At 63.9% G+C, this 22,766-nt stretch carries 15 protein-coding genes; 7 read left to right on the top strand and 8 right to left on the bottom strand.

Annotated elements, in window-relative coordinates:
- Window positions 1-128: 128 nt before the first annotated feature.
- Window positions 129-1,622: an aldehyde dehydrogenase gene (locus APH36_RS25070; RefSeq protein ID WP_060500964.1), complete on the bottom strand. Its 1,494-nt coding sequence runs from the start codon at window positions 1,620-1,622 to the stop codon at window positions 129-131.
- A 433-nt stretch (window positions 1,623-2,055) separates the two neighbouring features.
- On the opposite strand from APH36_RS25070, the gene peaA reads away from it, so the two are divergent.
- From peaA to APH36_RS25045, 5 genes are all read left to right on the top strand, one after another.
- On the top strand, window positions 2,056-3,621 hold the full coding sequence (gene peaA, locus APH36_RS25065; protein WP_060500962.1) for a quinohemoprotein amine dehydrogenase subunit alpha: 1,566 nt from the start codon (window positions 2,056-2,058) through the stop codon (window positions 3,619-3,621).
- 48 nt (window positions 3,622-3,669) lie between these two features.
- Complete coding sequence (gene peaB, locus APH36_RS25060; protein WP_060500961.1) at window positions 3,670-5,100, top strand: quinohemoprotein amine dehydrogenase maturation protein; 1,431 nt, start codon at window positions 3,670-3,672, stop codon at window positions 5,098-5,100.
- A 1-nt stretch (window position 5,101) separates the two neighbouring features.
- Window positions 5,102-5,425: a quinohemoprotein amine dehydrogenase subunit gamma gene (qhpC, locus tag APH36_RS25055; protein WP_012272119.1), complete on the top strand. Its 324-nt coding sequence runs from the start codon at window positions 5,102-5,104 to the stop codon at window positions 5,423-5,425.
- 32 nt (window positions 5,426-5,457) lie between these two features.
- A complete protein-coding gene (gene peaD / locus APH36_RS25050) occupies window positions 5,458-6,579 on the top strand; it encodes a quinohemoprotein amine dehydrogenase subunit beta (RefSeq protein ID WP_060500959.1) in 1,122 nt (373 codons plus the stop codon).
- Window positions 6,580-6,655: 76 nt separating this feature from the next.
- Entirely contained in the window at window positions 6,656-8,329 is a 1,674-nt protein-coding gene (locus tag APH36_RS25045) for a fatty acid CoA ligase family protein (RefSeq protein WP_060500957.1), read from the top strand.
- A 51-nt stretch (window positions 8,330-8,380) separates the two neighbouring features.
- Here the strand turns inward: APH36_RS25045 and mobA are convergent, their stop codons facing one another.
- The 3 genes from mobA to APH36_RS25030 all read right to left on the bottom strand — a co-directional run bounded on the left by mobA (window position 8,381) and on the right by APH36_RS25030 (window position 13,333).
- The gene (gene mobA / locus APH36_RS25040) at window positions 8,381-8,956 is read right to left on the bottom strand and encodes a molybdenum cofactor guanylyltransferase MobA (protein ID WP_060500955.1); all 576 of its coding nucleotides are present in this window, start codon (window positions 8,954-8,956) and stop codon (window positions 8,381-8,383) included.
- Between the two features lie 61 nt (window positions 8,957-9,017).
- Window positions 9,018-12,146, bottom strand: coding sequence for an efflux RND transporter permease subunit (locus APH36_RS25035; protein ID WP_060500952.1), 3,129 nt, complete (start codon window positions 12,144-12,146; stop codon window positions 9,018-9,020).
- 11 nt (window positions 12,147-12,157) lie between these two features.
- Entirely contained in the window at window positions 12,158-13,333 is a 1,176-nt protein-coding gene (locus APH36_RS25030) for an efflux RND transporter periplasmic adaptor subunit (protein WP_060500950.1), read from the bottom strand.
- Between the two features lie 159 nt (window positions 13,334-13,492).
- On the opposite strand from APH36_RS25030, the gene APH36_RS25025 reads away from it, so the two are divergent.
- Complete coding sequence (locus APH36_RS25025; RefSeq protein ID WP_060500948.1) at window positions 13,493-14,194, top strand: response regulator transcription factor; 702 nt, start codon at window positions 13,493-13,495, stop codon at window positions 14,192-14,194.
- Window positions 14,195-14,200: 6 nt separating this feature from the next.
- Entirely contained in the window at window positions 14,201-15,499 is a 1,299-nt protein-coding gene (locus APH36_RS25020) for an ATP-binding protein (protein WP_060500946.1), read from the top strand.
- Here the strand turns inward: APH36_RS25020 and APH36_RS25015 are convergent.
- The 4 genes from APH36_RS25015 to nrfB all read right to left on the bottom strand — a co-directional run bounded on the left by APH36_RS25015 (window position 15,474) and on the right by nrfB (window position 22,717).
- Window positions 15,474-16,565, bottom strand: coding sequence for a diguanylate cyclase (locus APH36_RS25015; RefSeq protein WP_060500945.1), 1,092 nt, complete (start codon window positions 16,563-16,565; stop codon window positions 15,474-15,476). The genes APH36_RS25020 and APH36_RS25015 overlap by 26 nt on opposite strands.
- 136 nt (window positions 16,566-16,701) lie before the next feature.
- Window positions 16,702-17,541, bottom strand: a complete 840-nt coding sequence (locus APH36_RS25010) for a DUF4434 family protein (RefSeq protein WP_060500943.1) — start codon at window positions 17,539-17,541, stop codon at window positions 16,702-16,704.
- Window positions 17,541-20,546 (bottom strand): phage receptor, encoded by a 3,006-nt coding sequence (locus APH36_RS25005; protein ID WP_060500942.1) that lies wholly within the window; start codon window positions 20,544-20,546, stop codon window positions 17,541-17,543. Before APH36_RS25005 ends, APH36_RS25010 begins: the two co-directional genes overlap by 1 nt.
- Complete coding sequence (gene nrfB, locus APH36_RS25000) at window positions 20,543-22,717, bottom strand: cyclic di-3',5'-guanylate-activated glycosyltransferase NrfB (RefSeq protein ID WP_060500940.1); 2,175 nt, start codon at window positions 22,715-22,717, stop codon at window positions 20,543-20,545. Before nrfB ends, APH36_RS25005 begins: the two co-directional genes overlap by 4 nt.
- Window positions 22,718-22,766: the final 49 nt, after the last annotated feature.

Here is a 22,766-nt window from a genome sequence, read left to right as displayed (position 1 = left end):
GTTTTTGTGTTGCCTGGGCCGGCCACTTCGCGGGCAAGCCCGCTCCCACAGAGTCCCCACAGATTTCAGGCTTGTGGTTATCCTGTGGGAGCTGGCTTGCCGGCGATAGGGTCGGTACAGGCAAAAGGTCAGAGCTTGATCAACACCGATTTGAGTTCGGTGTAATGCTCGATGGCAGCGGCCCCCATCTCACGGCCAACGCCAGACATCTTGTACCCCCCAAACGGCAACGCCGGGTCCAGCGCACTGTGGCAGTTGACCCAGACTGACCCCGACTTGATACGCGGGATCATCCGGTGCACCGCTGCCAGGTCGTTGGACCAGATGCTCGCGCCCAGGCCGTAGGGGTTGTCGTTGGCCATGCCGATCACTTCGTCGATATCATCGAACGGCATCGCCACCAGCACCGGCCCGAAGATTTCTTCCTGCACCAGGCGGTGGCGCTGGTCGACATCGACAATCACCGTCGGCTTGACGAAGTAGCCTGGGCCAAAGCTTTCGCCACCGCAGGCGATGGTCGCGCCCAATTCGCGACCCAGCTCGATGTAGCCGGTGACGCGGTCCTGCTGTTTGGCTGAAATCAGCGGCCCCATTTGCACGGCCGGGTCCAGGCCGCTGCCCAGTTTCATGCCATTGGCGATGCCCGCGATGTCGGCCACCACGTTGTCGAAGTGCTTGCGGTGTACATACAGGCGCGAGCCGGCGCAGCACACCTGGCCCTGGTTGAAGAAGATCGCCGTGGCCGCACCCGCAGCCGCTTCCTGCAGGTTGGCGTCGGGCATGACGATGGTTGGCGATTTGCCGCCGAGCTCCAGGGTGACGCGGGTCATGTTGTCCATGGCCGCCTTGCCGATCAGCTTGCCGACTTCGGTAGAGCCGGTGAAGGTCAGCTTGTCCACGCCGGGGTGGCGGCTGAGCGCGGCACCGGCATTAAGGCCGGTACCGGTGATCACGTTGAACACGCCCGCCGGGTAACCGGCTTCATCGACCAGTTCAGCCAGTTTGAGCACGCTCAACGGGGTTTCATCTGCAGGTTTGAGCACCACGGTGCAGCCGGTGGCCAGGGCCGGACCGAGCTTCCAGCAAGCCAGCAGCAGCGGGAAGTTCCAGGCGACGATGGCGCCTACCACGCCGACGGCCTCACGGCGCACGAAGCCGTGGAACTGGTCGTTGGGCATCAACGGCATGGAGGCGTCGACGGTGCTACCCTCGATCTTGGTGGCCCAGCCGGCCATGTAGCGCAAAAAGTCGATGGCCAACTGCACGTCCATCACCTGAGCCACGGCGGCGCTCTTGCCGTTGTTCAGGCACTCCAGCTCGGCCAGCTGGCGGGCGTCGCGCTCCATCAGGTCGGCCAGACGCCACAGCAGGTTTTGCCGTTCACGCGGGCGCAGGCGGCTCCACGGCGAGCCGTCGAAGGCCTGGCGTGCAGCGCGCACGGCGCGGTCAACGTCTTCGGCCTCGGCGGCGGGCACTTCACCCAGCACTTCGCCAGTGGCCGGATTACGGAACGACAGGGTGCGACCGCTGGCGGCGTCCTGCCAGTCGGCGCCGATGCGCATCTTCAGCTTGCGTTCGAGAAAGGCGCGGGTGGCGGGCAGGATGGGCAGTTCGGAAAGCATGGGGCTGTGCCTCTTGTCATTGGGTGTGACGGGCTCAGGCGCAATGGCCGTGCCAAGGTGGGCAAATGGCCGCAAAGTGTTGAAGGCGTTGGGTTTTGCCAGGGTGCAAGGTTGTGATTGCAGGCGTGCGCTGTTGCACATTGAGACGGCGTGAGACGGTAGTGAAACAGAAGCTGTGTCGGCCTCTTCGCGGGCAAGCCCGCGACGGCCTGCACGGCAGGCCCCTGTCTCAGGATGAAACACCCTGTCGCGAAATGGCACGCTGCAATTGGCCATCCCTGCGGGCATTGAAACCAGGAAAACGGCCTAAAAGCCTGAAAGAAAACGTTTTTACGACACCTGGCACAGTTCCTGTATCACAACCGTCACATGCACACCTGCTTTACCAAAGCGTGCGAAAAACGATAAGAACAACAACCGTGGAGGTCTGACCTTGAAGACGACTCGACTCCGGCGGCATGCGGGCAAACTGGCGCTGGTCGCCGCCGCGCTGCTGAGCACCCAGGCCATGGCGGCCGAGCAGGGCCCGAGCCTGTTGCAGAACAAGTGCATGGGGTGCCATATCCCCGAAGGCAACGATACCTACAGCCGCATCAGCCACCAGCGTAAAACGCCGGAAGGCTGGCTGATGAGTATCGCCCGCATGCAGGTAATGCATGGCCTGCAGATCAGCGACGACGATCGTCGCACGCTGGTCAAGTACCTGGCCGACAAGCAGGGCCTGGCGCCCAGCGAAACCGAGGGTGTGCGCTACGCCATGGAACGCCGGCTGAACACCGTCGAGCACTTCGATACCCAACTCAGCGAAACCTGTGGCCGTTGTCACTCCGGTGCCCGCGTCGCCTTGCAGCGCCGCCCGGCCAAGGAATGGGAGCACCTGGTCAACTTCCACCTCGGCCAATGGCCGTCCCTCGAATACCAGGCCCAGGCGCGTGACCGCGACTGGCTGCCGATTGCCCTGCAACAGGTGGTGCCGGAACTTGCCAAGCGTTATCCGCTGGACAACCCGGCCTGGGCCGAGTGGCAGAAGGCCAAGCCGAATGCCGATGTGCTGCCGGGGCAATGGGCCTTCAGCGGGCACATGCTGGCCAAGGGCGATGTGCGCGGGGTGATGAGCGTTACGGCTGACCAGGGCGACACCTTCAAGGTGGAGGTCAAGGGCGCTTATGCCGATGGCACGCCGTTCAACGGCAGTGGCACGGCAATCCTGTACAACGGCTATGAGTGGCGCGGCAACGTCAAGGTGGGCGACGCCAACCTGCGTCAGGTGTTCGCGGCACTGGATGGCGAAATGAAAGGCCGCATGTTCGAGGCCGAGCACGATGAACGTGGCCTGGACTTCACTGCGGTGAAGGAAGGCAAGGCACGCCTGCTTGCCGTACAGCCGGCATTCATCAAGGCAGGCGGCGAAAGCGAGATCACCTTGGTAGGCAGCGGCCTGGACGGCAAGCCCGACCTGGGCGCCGGGGTGGAAGTGACCGAAGTGTTGGAGCAAACCCCCACCCTGGTGCGAGTCAAGGCCCGCGCAGCCGCCGATGCCAAGCCTGGCCAGCGCGAGGTTGCAGTGGGCGCGCTCAAAGGTGCAAACCTGGCGGTATACGACAAGGTCGAGGAAGTGAAGGTCGTGCCGGCATTCTCCATTGCCCGCATTGGCGAGAACGGTGCTTCGGTACCGAAAGTGCAGGGCCGTTTCGAAGCCGAGGCCTGGGGTAAAGACGCCAGCGGCCAGCCACTGCGCATCGGCTACCTGCCAGCCACCTGGAAAGTCGAGCCGTTCAACGAACGTGCGGTCGAGGATGAGGACGTCAAGTTCGCCGGCAAGATGCAGGCCGATGGCGTGTTCGTGCCCGGCGGTGCCGGCCCCAACCCTGAGCGCAAGATGATGACCAACAACGCTGGCAACCTGAAGGTCATCGCCACCCTGGCCGACGGTGGCCAGACTGGCGAAGGGCACATGATTGTCACCGTTCAGCGCTGGAACAACCCGCCGCTGCCGTAACGGCAGGGCGCAACGGTTTTCCAACGGATCGATTATCGGGAGGTCGCCATGGGCGCACTACTGAACCTGGTCGAACGCAACCTGCATGAAGTGCAGGTTGATGCCGACCGCATGCTGTTCCATATACCCAGCAGTTCGCTGTTTGCCACAGATGCCGTGACCGGCAGCATCATCGACGCCTTGCGCCAGCAAGGTTGTTCGGCCGAGGAGCTGATGCAGCGCCTGGGCCAGCAGTTTGCCGGCGACGATATCCAGGACACCCTGCGCGAGCTGATCGCGCTGGAGCTGGTCAGCGACGGCTCGCCGCTGACCCCGGAAATCGCCCTCAGGCAGGTCGAGCGCACCGCGCTGAATACCGTGGTGCTGAACGTCAACACCGGCTGCAACCTCAGTTGCACCTATTGCTACAAGGAAGACCTGGACAAACCGTCCGCCGGCAAGAAGATGAGCACCGCCACCGCCGAAGCCTCGGTGGAGATGCTGCTCAAGGAATCGCCCAACGAGGAGCGCTACAGCGTGGTGTTCTTCGGTGGCGAGCCCTTGTCCAACCGGCCGTTGATCGAGCATATGGTGGCTTACTGCGAGCGGCGTTTCGCCGAGGCGGGCAAGGCGGTGGAGTTCATCATGACCACCAACGCCACGTTGTTGACCGAAGAGATCATCGACTGGCTCAATGCCCACCGCTTCGGCTTGTCGATCAGTATCGACGGCCCCAAGACCGTGCACGACCGCAACCGCATCACCGTGGGCGGGCAGGGCACCTATGACGTGGTGCGGCGCAAGGCCGACCTGTTGCTGTTGCGCTACACCAGCCGCCCGGTGGGCGCGCGGGTCACGCTGACCCGTGGCATCACCGACGTCGAGACCATCTGGAACCACCTGTTCAACGAAATGGGCTTCGCCGAAGTCGGCTTTGCCCCGGTCACCTCGGGCGACATGGCCGACTTCAACCTCACTGGCGAAGAGCTGGTGCAAGTGTTCGCCAATATGAAAGCGCTGGGCCGCAAGTACCTGGAGGCCGCGCTGGAACACCGCAACATCGGGTTCTCCAACCTCCACCAGCTGATTACCGACATCCACGAAGGCCACAAGAAGGCGCTGCCTTGCGGTGCCGGGCTGAAGATGCTGGCGGTGGACCACGAAGGCGAGCTGAACCTGTGCCACCGCTTCACCGGCTCCAGCCTGCCGACCTTCGGCAACGTGCACCAGGGCGTGAAGCAGGCGCAGCTCAACGACTTCCTGTCGCAGCGCCTGGACCGCAGCAACACCGGCTGCGAGAGCTGCCGTATCCGCAACCTGTGCTCTGGCGGCTGCTACCACGAAAGCTATGCGCGCTACGGCGACCCGCAGCACCCGACGTATCACTACTGCGAACTGATGCGCGACTGGGTCGACTTCGGCATTGAAGTCTACAGCCGCATCATGGCCGCCAACCCGGCCTTCATCGATCGCTACATCACCCCGCGGAAGGCGCACTGACATGAAGCACTTGAAGCCCCTGAACAACAAGGCGCGTATCCTCGAACAGGCCGCTGCCGAAGACCGCGTCGAAGAAGTCATGGCCATGAGTGCAGTGGCCGGCTGTACGGCCACCACCGACCCGGGTTGGGAAGTGGACGCCTTTGGTGGCGTGAGCTCGCTGTGCCAGCCGATGGAAGCCGACCTGTATGGCTGCTCCGACCCTTGCTGGTGGCCGGCCCAGGTGCCGGACATGATGAGCACCTATCAGGACTGGAACGCCCAGGCCACCAACTCGGCGGATGACTGGCGCAACCTCGGCACTGTGTTCCCGAAAGACAAGTGACCGGCCCAACAAGAATGACAAGGGGAAACCGCATGAAAGCTGGACGCTGCGCGCCACTCGCGCTCACCATCGCCGCCATGGCGTGTACCGGCCTGGCACAGGCCGACGATACCGCGCCGGCACTGAAGGCTGGCCACGAATACATGATCGTGACCAACTACCCGAACAACCTGCATGTGGTCGATGTGGCCACTGATACGGTGTACAAGAGCTGCGTCATGCCCGACAAGTTCGGCCCCGGCACCGCAATGATGGCGCCGGACAACCGCACCGCCTACGTGTTGAACAACCACTACGGCGACATCTACGGCATCGACCTGGACACCTGCAAGAACACCTTCCACGCCAACCTGTCCAGTGTGGCGGGTGAAGTGGGCCGGTCGATGTACTCGTTCGCCATCAGCCCCGACGGCAAGGAAGTGTACGCCACGGTCAACCCGACCCAGATGCTGAACGACCACTACGTGGTCAAGCCGCCACGGCTGGAAGTGTTCAACACTGCCGATGGCTTGCAGGCCAAGCCAGTGCGTACCTTCCCGATGCCGCGTCAGGTTTACCTCATGCGCACCGCCGACGATGGCACCTTGTATTTTGCCGGACCGGACATCTACAAGATGGACGTGAAGACCGGCAGGCATTCGGTGGCCTTGCCGCTGCGCAACTGGAACCGCAAAGGCTACAGCGCCCCGGACGTGCTGTACTTCTGGCCGCACCAGAACCCGCGCCACGAGTTCTCGATGCTGTACACCATTGCCAAGTTCAAGGACGCCAAGCAGGACCCGAACGAGGCCGAGCTGTTGTACGGCTACCTGAGCGTCGACCTGAAGACCGGCAAGACCCACACCCAGGAGTTTGCCGACCTGACCGAGTTGTATTTCACCGGCTTGCGTTCGCCCAAGGACCCGAACCAGATCTACGGCGTGCTCAACCGCCTGGCCAAGTACGACATCAAGCAGCGCAAGCTGATCAAGGCGGCTAATCTGGAGCACACCTATTACTGCGTCACGTTCGACAAGAAGGGCGACAAGCTGTACCTGGGCGGCACCTTCAACGACCTGGCGGTGTTCAACCCGGAGACGCTGGAGAAGGTGAAGAACATCAAGTTACCGGGTGGTGACATGTCGACCACGACGCCTCAGGTGTTCATCCGTTAAACCGGAGTTGCCTTCTTCGCGGGCTTGCCCGCGAAGAGGCCAGTACAAACACTATAAAAACAACAAGAGAACACCCATGCCCCAGCCAAGCTACTCCAAGGGTAACCAGGACAAAGCCCTGCTCAGCCAGTGCATCGGTGATGCCTTCGACACCACCGTCGCCCGCTTCCCCGATCGCGAAGCTTTAGTAGTCCGCCACCAAGCCTTGCGCTACACCTGGCGCCAACTGGCCGCTGCAGTCGACCAGCACGCCCGAGCCCTGATGGCCTTGGGCGTGCAACCCGGCGACCGCCTGGGCATCTGGGCACCCAACTGCGCCGAGTGGTGCATCACCCAGTTCGCCAGTGCCAAGGTCGGCGCGATCCTGGTCAATATCAACCCGGCCTACCGCTCCAGCGAGCTGGACTACGCCCTCGGCCAGTCCGGCTGCCGTTGGGTGATCTGCGCCGACGCGTTCAAGACCTCCGATTACCACGCCATGCTGCTGGGCCTGGTGCCGGGCCTGGGCACAGGCCAGCCGGGGGCGCTGATCTGCGAGCGCTTCCCGGAGCTGCGCGGCGTGGTCAGCCTGGCCACCGCACCACCACCAGGCTTTCTGGCCTGGCATGAATTGCAGGCCCGTGCCGATGCAATCAGCCGTGAGGCCCTGGCCGAGCGCCAGGCGCAACTGCACTGCGACGACCCAATCAACATCCAGTACACCTCGGGTACCACCGGGTTCCCCAAGGGCGCGACCCTCAGCCACAGCAACATCCTCAACAACGGGTACATGGTTGGCGAAAGCCTGGGCCTGACCGAGCACGACCGGCTGGTGGTGCCGGTGCCGCTTTACCACTGCTTCGGCATGGTCATGGCCAACCTTGGTTGCATGACCCACGGCAGCACCCTGATCTACCCCAACGATGCCTTCGACCCACTGGCCACGCTACGCGCTGTGGCAGAGGAAAAGGCGACCGCGCTGTATGGCGTGCCGACCATGTTCATCGCCGAACTGGACCACCCACAACGCGCGGAATTCGACCTGTCGAGCCTGCGCACCGGGATCATGGCCGGTGCCACCTGCCCGATCGAAGTGATGCGCCGGGTGATCGGCGAAATGCACATGGCCGAGGTGCAGATTGCCTACGGCATGACCGAGACCAGCCCGGTGTCATTGCAGACCGGGCCGGACGATGACCTGGAGCGCCGTGTGACCAGTGTCGGCCGCACCCAGCCACGGCTGGAGAACAAGGTGGTCGACGTTGACGGCAACACCGTTCCGCGTGGCGAGATAGGCGAGCTGTGTACCCGTGGCTACAGCGTGATGCTCGGTTACTGGAACAACCCCAAGGCCACCGCAGAAAGCATTGATGGTGAAGGCTGGATGCACACTGGCGACTTGGCGGTGATGGACGAGCAGGGCTATGTGCGCATTGTCGGGCGCAGCAAGGACATGATCATTCGTGGCGGCGAAAACATCTACCCGCGTGAGCTGGAAGAGTTCTTCTTCACCCACCCGGCGGTGGCCGATGTGCAGGTGATTGGCGTGCCATGCAGCAAGTATGGCGAAGAGATCGTGGCCTGGGTGCGGCTGCACCCGGGGCATACCGCCAGTGAGGATGAACTGCGTGAGTGGGCGAGGGTGCGGATTGCGCACTTCAAGGTGCCCCGGTATTTCCGCTTTGTCGACGAGTTTCCGATGACGGTGACGGGCAAGGTGCAGAAGTTCAGGATGCGTGAGATCAGTGTCGAGGAGTTGTCGGCCGGATGACTTACTGCCTGTTCCGGCCTGTTCGCGGGCTCGAACAGGCGGTAGATGACTTCAGCCTTGTAGCAACTCCGGACTGTTGAAATTGCTTAGCCGGGGATCACTGTCGGGACATTCCAACCCCTGAATCACATCGCGCAGCAAGGCCTTCTGCAAACTCCGCTCACCCGCTGCCCATGCCTGCTCCAGCAACGGCAGCACCCGCCGTGGCAGCACGCTGAACATCGGCTGCCAATACCCCCCTTGGCGCACCATCGCCGCACTGTCACTCGCCACCGCCAACCGCAGCAAATCCTCGATCAACACCCGGTCAACCTGCGGCGCATCGCACGCCAGCAGCACCACCCACTCATGCCGCGCCACCTTGAGCCCGGCAATCACCCCCGCCAACGGCCCCGGGAAGCCCGCCTCGGCATCGCCCACCAACTGGTCGGCATACGCCCGGTAGGCCTCCTGATTGCGGTTGCAGGAAATCACCAGATCATCGCTTAATGGCCGCACCACCCGCTGCACATGCGCCACCAGCGGTTCGCCCTTCCATTCGATCAGCCCCTTGTCACGGCCGCCCATGCGCTGGCCACGGCCGCCGGCAAGGATGAGGGTGGAGCAGGGGGGGATTGCATCAGGCATGAAAAAGGGCTCCGGGCAGTCATTGCCGGGAACCCTCCCATTTCACGCGGGGCTTGTCCAGTCAGCTTTCGCTGCCAACCGGTTGCGTGTCGGCGTTACGCGCCTGACGACGCCCAGCCAGCCGCATCACCACCACAAAGAACACCGGCACAAACACCACCGCCAAGGTGGCGCTGAGCATGCCGCCGATCACCCCGGTACCGATGGCCTGCTGGCTGGCCGAGCTGGCGCCGCTGGCGATGGCCAGCGGTACCACGCCGAGGATGAATGCCAGCGAGGTCATCACGATGGGGCGCAGGCGCAGGCGGGCGGCCTGCACCGCAGCGTCGACGGCATCCACGCCCTGGTCGACCAGGTGCTTGGCGAACTCGATGATCAGGATGGCGTTTTTCGCCGACAGACCGATCAGGGTAATCAGTCCAACCTTGAAGAACACGTCATTGGGCATGCCGCGCAGGGTCACGGCCAGCACCGCACCCAGTACGCCGAGGGGCACCACCAGCAGCACGGCGGTGGGAATCGACCAGCTTTCGTACAGCGCTGCCAGGCACAGGAATACCACCAGCAACGACAGCGCCATCAGCATCGGTGCTTGGCTGCCGGACAAGCGCTCCTGCAGCGACAGCCCCGTCCATTCCAGGCCGGCGCCAGGCGGCAACTGGGCGACCAGGCGCTCGACTTCCGCCATCGCCTCGCCCGAGCTGTAGCCTGCTGCCGGTTCGCCGGAAATCGACACCGCCGGGTAGCCGTTGTAACGGGTCAGCTGCACCGGCCCGCTGACCCACTTGGCCTGGACGAACGCGCCCAGTGGCACCATCTTGCCGCTGTTATTGCGCACGTGGATTTTCAGCAAGTCTTCGACCTGGCTACGCTGGTCGCCTTCGGCCTGCACCACCACCCGCTGCATGCGGCCCTGGTTGGGGAAGTCGTTGACATAGCTGGAGCCCACCGCCACGTCCAGCACCGAGCCGATATCGGCAAACGAAACGCCCAGGGCATTGGCCTGGCGGCGGTCGATTTCCAGTTGCACCTGCGGGCTTTCGGCCAGCGATGCTTCACGCACGTTGGTCAATACCTTGCTTTTGCCGGCATTGGCCAGCAGCGTGTCGCGGGCAGCCATCAACGCGGCGTGCCCCATGCCGCCACGGTCCTGCAGGCGAAATTCGAAGCCGGTGGACTCGCCCAGGCCGTCGATAGGCGGCGGCAGCACGGCATAGGCCACAGCGTCCTTGAGCTGGGTGAAGGCCATGGTCGCGCGGTCGGCAATCGATTGGGCGCTGTCGTCGGCACCACGCTCGGACCAGTCCTTGAGCGTGGTGAATGCCAGTGCTGCGTTCTGCCCGCTACCCGAGAAGCTGAAACCCAGGATCAGCGTGGTGTTGCCTACGCCCGCTTCCTCGGCGTTATGCGCCTCGATCTGCGCGGCCACCTGTTCGGTGCGCATGCGGCTGGCGCCGGGTGGCAGCTGAATGTCGGTAATGGTGTAGCCCTGGTCTTCGGTGGGCAGGAACGCTGTGGGCAACTGGCTGAAACCGTAGCCCAGCACCGCCAGCAGCACCGCGTACACCAGCAGGTAGCGGCCGCTGCGCTTGAGCGCCTGCATCACCCAGCGTTGGTAGCCATTGCTCAGGCTTTCGAAGCGGCGGTTGAACCAGCCGAAGAAGCCTTTGCGCTCATGGAGCTCACCCTTGGCGACCGGTTTGAGCAAGGTGGCGCACAGCGCCGGGGTCAGGCTGAGGGCCAGGAATGCCGAGAACAGGATCGACACCGCCATCGACACCGAGAACTGCTGGTAGATCACCCCCACCGAACCTTGCATGAAAGCCATGGGCAGGAACACCGCCACCAGCACCAGGGTGATGCCGACGATCGCGCCGCTGATCTGGCCCATGGCCTTGCGCGTGGCCTCTTTGGGCGGCAGGCCTTCTTCGGCCATGATGCGTTCGACGTTTTCCACCACCACGATGGCGTCGTCGACCAGGATGCCGATGGCCAGCACCATGCCGAACAGGGTCAGCACGTTGACGGAGAAGCCCATGGCCAGCATGACCGCGAAGGTGCCCATAAGCGCCACCGGCACTACCAGTGTGGGGATCAACGTATAGCGCAGGTTCTGCAGGAACAGGAACATCACTGCGAACACCAGCAGCATGGCTTCGAACAGGGTGTTGATGACCTGCTCGATCGACACCTTGACGAACGGTGAGGTGTCGTAGGGGATGTCGTACCTGACGCCTTCCGGGAAGTAGCGCGCCAGGTCCTGCATTTTCGCCCGCACCAGGGTGGCGGTTTCCATGGCGTTGGCCCCCGGCGACAGCTGCACGCTGAACGCGGTGGCCGGCTTGCCGTTCAGGCGGGTGCCGTACTGGTATTCCTGGGCGCCGATCTCGACCCGGGCGACGTCACCGACAGTGACCGTGGAACCGTCCGGGTTGGCGCGCAGGACGATGGCGTTGAACTCCTCCGGTGTGCTGAGCTGGCCTTTGACCACCACGTTGGCGGTAATTTCCTGGGTGTCACGGGTGGGCAGGTCGCCAATGCTGCCGGGCGCGACCTGGGCGTTCTGCGCGGCGATGGCCTCGGCCACGTCGTTGGGCGTGAGGTTGAAGCCGATCAGCTTGCGCGGGTCGATCCAGATGCGCATGGCGCGTTCCGAACCGTACAGCTGGGCTTTACCGACGCCCTTGAGGCGGCGGATTTCGTCCATCACGTTGCGCGCGAGAATGTCCGACAGCGCGGTTTCGTCGAGTTTGCCATCTTCGGAGGTGAGGGTGGCCAGCAGCAGGAAACCGGTAGACACCTTTTCTACCTGCAGACCCTGCTGGGTGACCGGGCGCGGCAGGCGCGACTCGACCACCTTCAGGCGGTTCTGCACGTCAACCTGGGCCAGGTCCGGGTTCGTGCCCGGGGCGAAGGTGGCGGTGATGGTGGCGCTGCCCAGGCTGCTTTGCGACTCGAAGTACAGCAGGTTGTCGGCACCGTTGAGCTCCTGCTCGATCAGGCTGACCACGCTTTCGTCCATGGTCGCGGCGGAGGCGCCTGGGTACACGGCGTAGATTTCCACCTGCGGCGGGGCCACGTTCGGGTACTGGGCTACCGGCAGCTGCGGGATGGCCAGCGCGCCGGCCAACAGGATGAACAGTGCGACCACCCAGGCGAACACCGGGCGGTCGATGAAGAATTGCGGCATGAATCAGGCCCTCACTGGCCGGTGTGCTGTGCGATGGGCGCTGCGCCCGTTGCGTTGTCGACCTGCACCTGGTCACCGGCCTTGACGTGTTGCAGGCCTTCGACCACTACCTGCTCGCCTGGCGTCAGGCCTTCGCTGACGACCCAGCGATCACCCTGGGCGCTGCCCAGTACCACCTGGCGGTCGCTGACCCGGGCCTGAGCGTCGACCACCAGCACCTTGGGCACCCCGGCACTGTCGCGCAGGATGGCCCGCTGCGGCACGCTCAGGCCTTTGGGCTGTACGGCCTGCTCCAGGCGCACACGCACATAGCTGCCGGGCAGCAGGTCGAGGTCCGGGTTGGGGAACTCGCTGCGCAGGGTGATCTGGTTGGTGCTGGGGTCGACACTGATGTCGGAGAACAGCAGCTTGCCTGGCAGCGGGTAGGCACTGCCATCGTCCTGGATCAGCGTGGCGCGGGCCTGGCCGTCACCCACCTGCTGCAGCTCGCCTGCGCGCAAGGCCCGGCGCAAGGCGTTGAGCTCGCGGGTGGACTGGGTGACGTCGGCGTGGATCGGGTCCAGCTGCTGGATGGTCGCCAGCGGCGTGCTTTCGTTTTGCCCGACCAGGGCGCCTTCGGTGACCTGGGCACGGCCGATACGGCCGGAAATCGGCGCGGTTACCGTGGCGTAGCCGAGGTTCAGGCGGGTGCGCTCCAGGGCGGCCTTGGCGGCGGCCACGTCGGCGTCGGCCTGCAGGAAGCTGGCCTTGGCGTTGTCGTATTCCTGGCGGCTGACGGCCTTGTCGTCGACCAGCTCGCGGTAACGCTGCTCTTGCAGGCGTGCCTGGTACAGGGTGGCCTCGGCCTTGGCCAGGGTGGCCCGGGCACTGTCGTGGTCGGCCTTGAATGGCGCCGGGTCGATCAGGAACAGCACATCGCCTTGCTTGACGTCGCTGCCCTCGCGGTAGACGCGTTTGAGTACCACGCCCGCGACCCGTGCGCGCACTTCGGCGGTGCGCGGTGCCAGGATGCGGCCGCTGAGTTCGCTGATTATTGCCAAGGGCTGCAATTGTAGGGTTTCGACCCGCACCTGCGGGGTAGGGGCCTTTTCGTCTTGCTCGGCGCTGTCGCCACAGCCAGCCAGGGACAAGCTCAGAAACGCCAGAAGCGCCACTGGGCGCAGGCGAGGGGAGAAAGTAGTAGGCATGCGGATCTTCCGATGATGACCGGGTATATGCTACGGCAGCTGTTGCACTGACGGCTGTTAATACCTGTAGGGTGAGTGTGAAAAAGTGTGAAGATCAATCCTCCGGGCCAGTAGGGTTATATATTCTGCGTACACCTGTACCCAGATTCCCAAGCACCTATGCCGAATATTTTCCTGGTCGAAGACGACAGCGCCCTGTCCGAACTGATCGCCAGCTACCTGCAACGCAACGACTTTCATGTCCAGGTGATCGCCCGGGGCGACCATGTGCTGGACGAGTACCGCCGACAAAAGCCGGACCTGGTCATCCTTGACCTGATGCTGCCGGGCATCGACGGCCTGCAACTGTGCCGCTTGCTGCGCCAGGAGTCGCAGAGCCTGCCGATTCTGATGCTGACGGCCCGTGATGACAGCCATGACCAGGTTTTGGGCCTGGAAATGGGGGCCGATGATTACGTCACCAAACCCTGCGAACCACGCGTGCTGCTGGCCCGGGTGCGTACGCTGCTGCGTCGTAGCAGCATCAATGAGCCGCGCCTGGACAACGACCTGATCCTGATCGGGGGGCTGCGCATCGACCTGGCCGAGCGCACGGTTAGCTGGCGCGGCGAAGAAGTGGAGCTGTCCAGCGGTGAGTACAACCTGCTGGTGGTGCTGGCGCGTAATGCGGGCGAGGTGATGAACCGCGACCGTATCCTGCAACAACTGCGGGGTATCGAGTTCAATGGCACCGATCGCTCCGTGGACGTGGCCATCTCCAAACTGAGGCGCAAGTTCGACGACAGCGCCGGCGAAGCGCGCAAGATCAAGACCGTGTGGGGCAAGGGTTACCTGTTCAGCCGTGTCGAGTGGGAGTGCTGATCGACCATGCTCAAGATCCTGGTGCGGCTGTACCTGGTGATCATCGTTGCCTACGCCGGTGCGTTGCTGTTCATCCCCGACACCATTGTCGGCCTGTTCCGCGACCGCTTCATGGCCTACAACCTGGACCAGGCCAAGGGCGTGCAGGCGTTGATCGTGCGCCAGTTCCGGCAGGCCCCGCGCGAGCAGTGGCCAGCCGTGGAGCAAGAACTGGCCAGTGATTTCGCGCCGCTGGAATTGCAACTCCTGCGCATGGACCAGGCCGGCCTGAGCGATGAAGAACAGGCGCGCCTGGAGCATGGTTTGTACGCGGTGCGCATTGCCGAGTGGGGCTACTACGAAACCGTGCTGGCACCGCTGGACAAGGAATGGCTGGTGCGCCTGCACTCACCGCCAGACCCGCTGGACATCAACGTGTTGTCGTGGGGGGTGACCGTGCTGATTGGTGCGGCCATGCTGGGGTGTCTGCTGCTGTGGGTATGGCCGCACTGGCGCGACCTGGAGCGCCTGAAGGAAACCGCTCGGCGCCTGGGCCAGGGGCAGATGGCCGAACGTACGCATATTTCGCCGCATTCCAACATTGGTGAGTTGGCTGGCGTGTTCGACACCATGGCCAGCGACCTGGAGCGCCACGTCAACCAGCAGCGCGAGCTGCTGAATGCAGTGTCGCACGAATTGCGCACACCCCTGACCCGGCTGGATTTCGGCCTGGTATTGCTGTTCGACGAGGTGCCGCCGGCCAGCCGCAAACGCCTGCTGGAACTGGTGGGGCATGTGCGTGAGCTGGATGAACTGGTGCTGGAACTGCTGTCCTACAGCCGGCTGTACAATGCCGACCAGGCCCGCGAGCGGGTCGAAGTGTCGTTGCTGGAGCTGGTCGACAGCGTGCTCGGTGGTTTTGCCGAGGAACTCGACGGCCGGGGTATCCGTTGGGAAGTGCAGGCCGAGGGTAATCTGCCCCGGTTCGTGCTGGACCCGCGCTTGACGGCGCGTGCGGTGCAGAACCTGGTGCGCAATGCCATGCGTTATTGCGATGAAAGCCTGTTGTTGCGGCTGCGGCTGGAGGACGATGGTGCCTGCCTGCTGACCGTGGAGGATGACGGCATTGGCATACCGGTTGAGGAGCGCGAGCGGATTTTCCAACCGTTCTACCGCCTGGACCGCAGCCGGGATCGCAACACCGGCGGGTTTGGCCTTGGGTTGGCGATCAGCCGGCGAGCGATCGAGGGGCAGGGCGGCACCTTGACGGTGGCGCAATCGGCGCTGGGTGGTGCGCAGTTCAGGATTCGGCTGCCAGCCGGGTAGTCCACAACACAAACCGGTCCTTGCCCGTGTGCTTGGCTTCATACAGCGCCTGGTCGGCCTTGATCAGTGCCATGGTCAATGTATCGCCCGCGCTCACCTGCGCCAGGCCGATACTGATGGTTACCGGGTGTGTGCCTGCATCTTCACGCACTCTGCGTACCAATGCCTCTACCTGCTGTTCAGCACTTTGCTGGTCCAGCCCCTCAAGAAAAATGGCAAATTCCTCACCGCCCAATCGGGCAAACCCGGAACCGGCCATGGCCGCCTTGATGTGCAGTGCCACGCGTCTGAGCACTTCATCACCCACGTCGTGGCCAAAACGGTCATTGACCTTCTTGAAGTTGTCTATGTCGACCATCGCCAGATACTGCCCGGGCGTCGCCCGTTTCAATTGCTGCTCTGTTTCGGCCATGAACGAGCGGCGGTTGGGGATTTCGGTCAGGGCGTCGACATAAGCCTGCTCAAGCAGCACCTTCGACAGGTAGAAGTTGTGCAGTTTGGCCTTGCGGATTTGCAGGTAGCTGTAGCTCACCAGGCCGCTGAGGAAAATGGCGTAGCTGATGAGCATGGCGCCTTCGAGGGCGCCCGGTTCAATGCGCGTGTGGTAGAAAGGGTTGAGCATCACCCAGGTGATGACCATGGCGCAGAAGAACGACCAGCGTCGCACCGGCTGCACCGACACGGCGTACAGCACGGTGGAGACGCCGAGCACCAGCCACACCGGGCGCAGGGCTACCGGGATGCCTTCGATCACCAGGCGCATGCCCAAGGTGATGACGGCAATGAACAGCAGGTTGAGCACGTCGAAGTGATGGCTGCGGCGTGTGAAGTGCAGCACGATGGTCAGGCAGCCCAGCAGGGCGATGAACAGGTAGGACAGCCAGGTGAAACCCTGGCCGCCGAGGAAGCTGACGATCAGGTCGAAGACCAGCCAGATCAGGATACTGATGCAGAACACCAGCAGGCAGAACGGGCGCATGGACTCGAATTCGTGCTGGCGGAATTCGGCGCGCAGGGCGGCGGGGGCGACCTGCTGGCGTACGTGTGCTTCGATGGTTTTGAACATCGGGGGCTCCTGGGAGTACTGCTTTGCCAGGCCCGGCCCTATCGCGGGTAAACCCCCACAGGTCCCCCACAGCGTTCGAGTGCTGTGCGGTCTGTGTGGGAGCGGGCATGCCCGCGAACAGGCCGGGCCTGGTGGCTCAATTCTGTGGCAGAACGTTCCGCGCCCAGGGCCGGTAGCGCAAGGCAAACACCGCCTCGGCATGGCACCCGCTACCCAGCTTCGGTTCGGCGGGCTCAGCCCTGAATGCCTGCCCTGGTCCGCTCACCTGGCGGAACGCCTCGCGCACCACGCCCACCCGGCACGGCAAAGCCTGTTCATAGCCTTGGCGTACCAACGCGGGCAAACGCCCGGTCCCGGCGCCATCCTGCCACCAGACAGTCAAGCCCAACCCGGCCAGTTGCTCCAGCCACGCGGCGTTGATTCTTGGCGACAATTTGCCCGCGCTGAACGCACTGATATGCAACGTTTTGTCCAGCTGGCGGTTGAAGGCCTGCAACTGGCTGTACAGCGCATCGCGCCGTTCAGCCTCACGAAAGTGCTGGTCGTCCAGCTCCATCGGCAGGTACCAACCGTCCACCGGCAACTGCCAGGTCTGGCGCAATTGCTGGTACTGACTGAGCGAGCGACCCAGCTGCGCTTTCCAGTAGCTGTTCATCCCTTCGCCGTCTAGTTCGTCGAGGCGCTGGTAGTAGGCCGGGTCCATGTACAACCCCACGATCAGTTGCAGGCCTTGGGCACGTGCGCTACGCAGGCTGTTTGCCAGCCAGCCCTGGGCACCGCCAAAATCGCTGTCACCATACGCGCTCCACTGCACGATCAGGGTCTTGCCACCCTGCGCCACGGTGGCGTGCCACAGCTGTTGCCACTGGGCAGGGGTGATACTGGCGTCGCGGTTCAGGGGTTGGTAGAACAGGCGCTGGTCAGCTGTGGCCGGCAGGCACAGGGCAAGCAGGCAGAGGGCGAGGATCGTACGCATCAGAAGGTCATCTCCGCACCGACCAGCACGCCGTTGGCGCGCTCGTAAAGATTGCCGCCCAGCGACTGCTGGTATTCGGCACGCACTTTCAGCGAGCCGCGGTAGGCGTTGTAGCGGTCGTCATCGAACCACCACTGCCAACGCACACCCACGCCCGCACGGGCGTCCTGGCGCCAGTCGTTGCTCGGGTCCTGGCTGGAGAACTCGACAAAGCCGTAGGGCATCAGGGTTTGCGGTGAGCTGCTGGGCAGCTTCCAGGCATGCCCCTGCTGGTAGCGCGACAGCCAGGCATGGTCGCCGGCACGTGTCCACCAGGCGGCGTCGAGGTAGAGGAAGCGCTCGTTCCAGTCGTCTTCATCCACCCGCCAGTCGTTGCGCCAGTCACCTTGGTCAAGGAATGAGGCCGTGGCGCGCAGCAGCAGGTCGTTGCTCGACTCGGCGTTGTGGCGCAGGTCGCCCCAGTTGCCGCCGACCTTGGCCGGGCTCAACAACTGCCCCAGGCTCAGGCTGCGATAGTGTTCTTCGTCGATCTGCCGCTGGTGATACAGCTCGGCGTACAGGTTGAGGTTGGCCTGGCCGAGCGGCTTGTAGCGCAGGCCAACACCGGTACCCATGCTTTGCGCGTAATCGGTACGGCCCTGACCACCGAACAGTACCCGGCCATACACCGACAGGGTGCTGCCGTTGCGGCTGGGCTCTTCACCCAGGGCGTGGTCCCACATGACCAGCTGCACGTTCTGCGATTGTGCGCGGCGCGAGCTGCCGCTGCGCTGGCCGTTGTCGAGGAACTTGTCGTTGGTCGAGGTGCCGGCGGGCGACCAGGTGCTGGCTAGGGTGATGGTGTCACGCCGTGACAGGGCTTCGTGGGCCCTGCGCTGGCGGTATTTGCGGGCTTCCAGGCTGCCGTATTCGTCGTCACCGTCGACCAGGTTCTGCTCCACATCGAGGATACGGCGCAGTTCGCGGCGTGCCGAGGCGCTGTCTTCGGCTTCGTCGTAGCGTAAGGCCAGCGTTTCGCCGAGGCGGTAGTCCTCGGGGAAGTCGTGGGTCGCCTGCTCCAGGTACGGGATCGACTGGCGGCGCTGGGACTTGTCTGTGGCGCCGGCCAGGCGCATGCCGTAATCGGCGCGGTAGCGTGGCTGATCGGGGGCCAGGCGCACCGCTTCGGCCAGCCAGGCCATGCTTTGCGCGCTGTCGCCGGCCAGCTGCGCGGTGCTTGCGGCCGCGTAGTAGTGGTCGGCGCGTGGGTTGCTGGCCAATGCCTGGCGCTGGAAGCCCAAGGCGGACGGGTAATCGCCCTGGCGCTGGGCAATGGCGGCGCCCAGCGCCCAGTCATCAGCACTGTGGTGCGCGGCGGCGTCCCAGTAGCGTCGAGCGGCTTCTGCATCGCCGGCATTCAGCGCACCACGGGCGGCGGTGAGGCGGGCGTTGTCGGTCCAGGCGCTGTCCGGGACGCTGCGCCAGATGGGCAGGGCCGCCTCGGAGTCGCCCGCCGCTTCAAGGGCATAGGCCAAGGGCAGGCGATCGCCGCTGCCGCCCAAGCGTTCGGCGGCCTGGTAGTAGACCACCGCTTCGCCGGGCTGGTCAGGCATGGCGCAGCGGCCCAGTGCGCGGTACTGGCCGGGTTCGCTCGGGGTGGCCGGTATCGCCTGGTGCACGGCATCGCACTGGCCGGCTTCGGCCAGGCGGCTGAGTAACTGGGCGCGGGTGTTGGCATCCACTCGTGGTATCAGGCCAAGCATGCGGCGGCTGTCCAACGGCCCGTCAGTACGTGTATACAGGTTGCCCAGGCGTTGCAGCAACGACGGGCTGAGGCGGCCTTGGCGGCGGTCGTAGGCGTGCTCCAGCAGTTCCCGGGCGTGTGCCACCTGGCCTTGTTCCACCAACAGGAAGGTGGCTTGCTCCAGCGCGGCCAGGTCGTCGCTTTGGCGGTAGCGCTTTTCCCATTCGCTGGCGGTACGCGGTTGCGGCGGCTGTGGCGGGTCGCCGTACAGGCGTTGCTTGAGCACGGCGTAGGCGCGTGCATCGGCCGTGGTCGTGCAGCCTTTGAACTGCTCGCGGGCCAGATCCGGATCATGGCGCGACAGCCAGTCCACGGTCTCCAGGCAGGGGCGCTGCAGGGCGTTGCTCAAGCGCATTACCATTGCCGCATCATCGCCTTCGCGGGCCAGCTCCCACAGTTGCTGGCGCTGCTCGGGTTGATTCAACTGATCGGGCGGCAGCGACTGCAACCAGCGTTGGGCCTGTTGGTTGTGGCCGACGGCAATGGCGCGGTTGGCCATGGCCAGGCGTGCCTGGCTGGCTGCCTGAGGGGAGGGTGCGCTGGCCAGCAGCGTGTTCAGCCCTTTTTCGTCCACCTGCTGGATATATGCATTGGCCAGGCGTTGCCAGTCTCCGGCGGGTAACTGGCCCTTGTCGGCGAGCGGCTGCAGTTGCTCGATGGTTTCCTTCCAGTTGCGCAGCTGTTCGGCAAAGCTGGCGCGGGCCAGGCGCAGTACCTGACCATCATCGCGCGGTGGCAGCTGGTTCAGCCATTCCAGCGCTTTGCCAGCACCCCCGAACTTGGCCAGGCTCAGGCTGTAAGCCTGCCACAGGCGCACCCGGTGCATGGCATCGCTGGTGGCCAGCCATTGCTCGACCTGGCTGGCTGGCGGTGGGTCCTGCTCGATCCACGTCAGGCGAAGTTCGAGCAGCGCGTCGGCGTATTCGGGGCTGCCTTGCAGTTGTTCGGCCAGCGCTTCGGCGTCCTTGTAGCGGCGTTGGTGAGCCAGGGCTTCTACCAGCAGTGCGCGGGCTTCGTCGTTGTTCGGCACGCGGCCCAGCACGTGACGGGTCAGGCGCTCGACCTCGGCCCAGTTGTCTTTCCTGGCCTCACGATAACTGCGGTCCATGAACGGAAAGCTGGTGAACCGCTGGAAATCGGTCATCGGTGCCGAGGCGGCGACGGGCAGTGCGGCGGAGCACAGCAACAGGCCGGTGAAGGTGAGAGTAAAACGCGGCTTCATGCCACCTCCCGGGTCAGGTCAAGGGCAGCCTGCTGTTCGCTGGCCTGTTCGTCGAGTGCTTGCTGCAACACCTGCTCGGTGATGATGCCGCGCGCGATCAGGTGCTCGCCCAGGCTCTGGTGTTCGGGGTCGAAGTCGATCAGTGCCTGGTTGAACAAGGTGACGGGCACCATACCGCGCACCTGCAGCAAGGTGCCGAGCATGACCTGGTGGTGGCTGACCCGTTCCAGCAGCGCCTCGTCGTCCTGATGGCGTGCGAGCGTGGCCAGCATGTCGCGGGTTTCCGGCTTCTGCCAGGGGCTTGGGTAGTGGTAGCGCAGGCCCAGGGTTACCCGGCCTTGTGGTGCCAGGCGCACGCGTACCGGGCGTTTGAGGTGGCGGCTGATTACCCCCAGTGACACCTGGCTGACCGGGCTTTCGCTGGCCAGGATCAGCGTGTCGCCGTCCTCGGCCACCGGCAGCACGCCGTAGTGCGTCGCCAGTTTGCGCGGCAGTTTGGCGATCAGTAGCGGTTCGAGCTTGAACGGGTTCAGCGGAGCCCATGGTATGTCTAGCTGCTCGGCCAGGGTGGCCACCAACTGTTCGCTGTTTACCCAGCCACGCAGCAGCAGTTCGCGGCCCAGGCGCCGGCGCACAGGGCTGTTGATTGCCTGTTGCAACTGCTCGTCGCTGATCAACCCTTTGGCCACCAGTCGCTGGCCCAGTGGCGTGCGGGCAGGGGCGGCGATGGCGGGGAACTCGTGTGTGGTCTTGTCCCAGGCCACGCGCCGAGAGTCACCCATCTCCATGACCTGGCGCAGGGCACGCAGGTTGGCGAAGAAGTTGACGAAGTTGCTCCACATCATGCGCGGTGCCGACAGCAGGCCTTCGCCAATGCCGTAGAAACGGGTAACGAACCAGCCGCGCTGGAACAGGCGGTTGAACAGCATCAGGCCGTTGAGCCACAGCAGGGTCGAGAGCAGCCAGCTGTCGCTAAGGATCGACATGAAGCGCCACGAATCCGGCGCAATCACCGTGACCAGCCACATGGCCAGCAACACCAGCAGCAACAGGTTGACCAGAAAACTCAGCAGGTAGGCGAACAGCCCACGGCGGTCGCGCCAGAGGAAGTAGTTGAGCGCGCCCTCGCGGCTCCAGCCCAGGTTGCTGGTGCCCTGGAACACGATGCCGACGATCCACCGCGACTTTTGCCGAATGGCATGCTGCCAGTCCCGCGGGAAGTGCTCGCGTACGCAGATTACCTGGGAAAACTCCCGGCTCATGCCCGGGCGCCATTCCTGTTTCAGGGTCAGCGCCGGGTCGCTGATGGAGTAGCGGGCGAAAATGCACTTCATGCCTTTTTGCTTCAGGCGAAAACCAATGTCGTAGTCTTCGGTGAGGCTTTGCACGTCGAAGGCGATGCCGTCGCCGTCTTCCAGCAGCGCACTGATAGCGCGACGGCTGAAACAGGTGCCGACCCCGGCACTGGGCACCTGGCCGGTGAGTGCTTCGCGAACGATAACGTCCTTACCGTGGTTTTCGGCGAACTCGTCGACATAGTGGCCGGCGGTAAAGCCCTTCCATTCGGGTGCGTAGGGGTACACCGGGATCTGGATCATGTCCTTTTTCGGCAGCAGGTAATTGAACAGGCGCAGCTCCATGGGCGAAATCACGTCTTCGGCGTCGTGCAGGATAAAACCGGCGAACTCGATACGGGCGTCCTGCTGAAAGCGCAGCAGCGCGTCGATGATGTTGTTCAGGCAGTCGGCCTTGCTGGTGGGGCCGGGGCGGGCGCATACCACCTTGTGCACGTTGGGGTAGTGCAGGCACACCGCGTCGACATCGGCCTGGGTTTGCGGGTCGTTCGGGTAGGTGCCGACAAAGATCTGGTAGTTTTCGTAGTCGATGGTGGAGGCCGCCAGGCGCGCCATTTCACCAACCACGCCCACTTCGTTCCAGGCCGGGACCATGATGGCCAAAGGTTTTTCCGGGACTTCGTACAGGCGTTTCTCGTCGGCCTTCTCGAACCTGTCGTAGATGCGAAAACGCCGGATCAGCTTTCGCCCCCAATAGCACAGGTCGATGAACAGGTCGTCCAGGCCCAGCAGGAACATCAACGAGGCGAGAATGATCGCCAGGATCTTCAGGCCGAACAGCACATAGGTGAGAAAATCGATGAATGCCAGGCTCATGCGGCAGTCACCGGCAGAATGGAATAGGCCATCGTCTGTATCCTCGCTC

This window comes from Pseudomonas sp. NBRC 111133 (assembly GCF_001320605.1).
In the GTDB taxonomy this organism is placed as follows: Bacteria; Pseudomonadota; Gammaproteobacteria; order Pseudomonadales; family Pseudomonadaceae; genus Aquipseudomonas; species Aquipseudomonas monteilii.
Note: the sequence above shows the minus strand (reverse complement) of the source record. Positions and strands in the feature narration are given on the sequence as shown.

What these genes read in the sequence shown, in the direction of transcription:
- APH36_RS25070 (WP_060500964.1), bottom strand. Translation starts at nt 1,622, where the DNA reads ATGCTTTCCGAACTGCCCATCCTGCCCGCCACCCGCGCCTTTCTCGAA.
- peaB (WP_060500961.1), top strand. Translation starts at nt 3,670, where the DNA reads ATGGGCGCACTACTGAACCTGGTCGAACGCAACCTGCATGAAGTGCAG.
- qhpC (WP_012272119.1), top strand. Translation starts at nt 5,102, where the DNA reads ATGAAGCACTTGAAGCCCCTGAACAACAAGGCGCGTATCCTCGAACAG.
- peaD (WP_060500959.1), top strand. Translation starts at nt 5,458, where the DNA reads ATGAAAGCTGGACGCTGCGCGCCACTCGCGCTCACCATCGCCGCCATG.
- APH36_RS25045 (WP_060500957.1), top strand. Translation starts at nt 6,656, where the DNA reads ATGCCCCAGCCAAGCTACTCCAAGGGTAACCAGGACAAAGCCCTGCTC.
- mobA (WP_060500955.1), bottom strand. Translation starts at nt 8,956, where the DNA reads ATGCCTGATGCAATCCCCCCCTGCTCCACCCTCATCCTTGCCGGCGGC.
- APH36_RS25035 (WP_060500952.1), bottom strand. Translation starts at nt 12,146, where the DNA reads ATGCCGCAATTCTTCATCGACCGCCCGGTGTTCGCCTGGGTGGTCGCA.
- APH36_RS25030 (WP_060500950.1), bottom strand. Translation starts at nt 13,333, where the DNA reads ATGCCTACTACTTTCTCCCCTCGCCTGCGCCCAGTGGCGCTTCTGGCG.
- APH36_RS25025 (WP_060500948.1), top strand. Translation starts at nt 13,493, where the DNA reads ATGCCGAATATTTTCCTGGTCGAAGACGACAGCGCCCTGTCCGAACTG.
- APH36_RS25020 (WP_060500946.1), top strand. Translation starts at nt 14,201, where the DNA reads ATGCTCAAGATCCTGGTGCGGCTGTACCTGGTGATCATCGTTGCCTAC.
- APH36_RS25015 (WP_060500945.1), bottom strand. Translation starts at nt 16,565, where the DNA reads ATGTTCAAAACCATCGAAGCACACGTACGCCAGCAGGTCGCCCCCGCC.
- APH36_RS25010 (WP_060500943.1), bottom strand. Translation starts at nt 17,541, where the DNA reads ATGCGTACGATCCTCGCCCTCTGCCTGCTTGCCCTGTGCCTGCCGGCC.
- APH36_RS25005 (WP_060500942.1), bottom strand. Translation starts at nt 20,546, where the DNA reads ATGAAGCCGCGTTTTACTCTCACCTTCACCGGCCTGTTGCTGTGCTCC.
- nrfB (WP_060500940.1), bottom strand. Translation starts at nt 22,717, where the DNA reads ATGAGCCTGGCATTCATCGATTTTCTCACCTATGTGCTGTTCGGCCTG.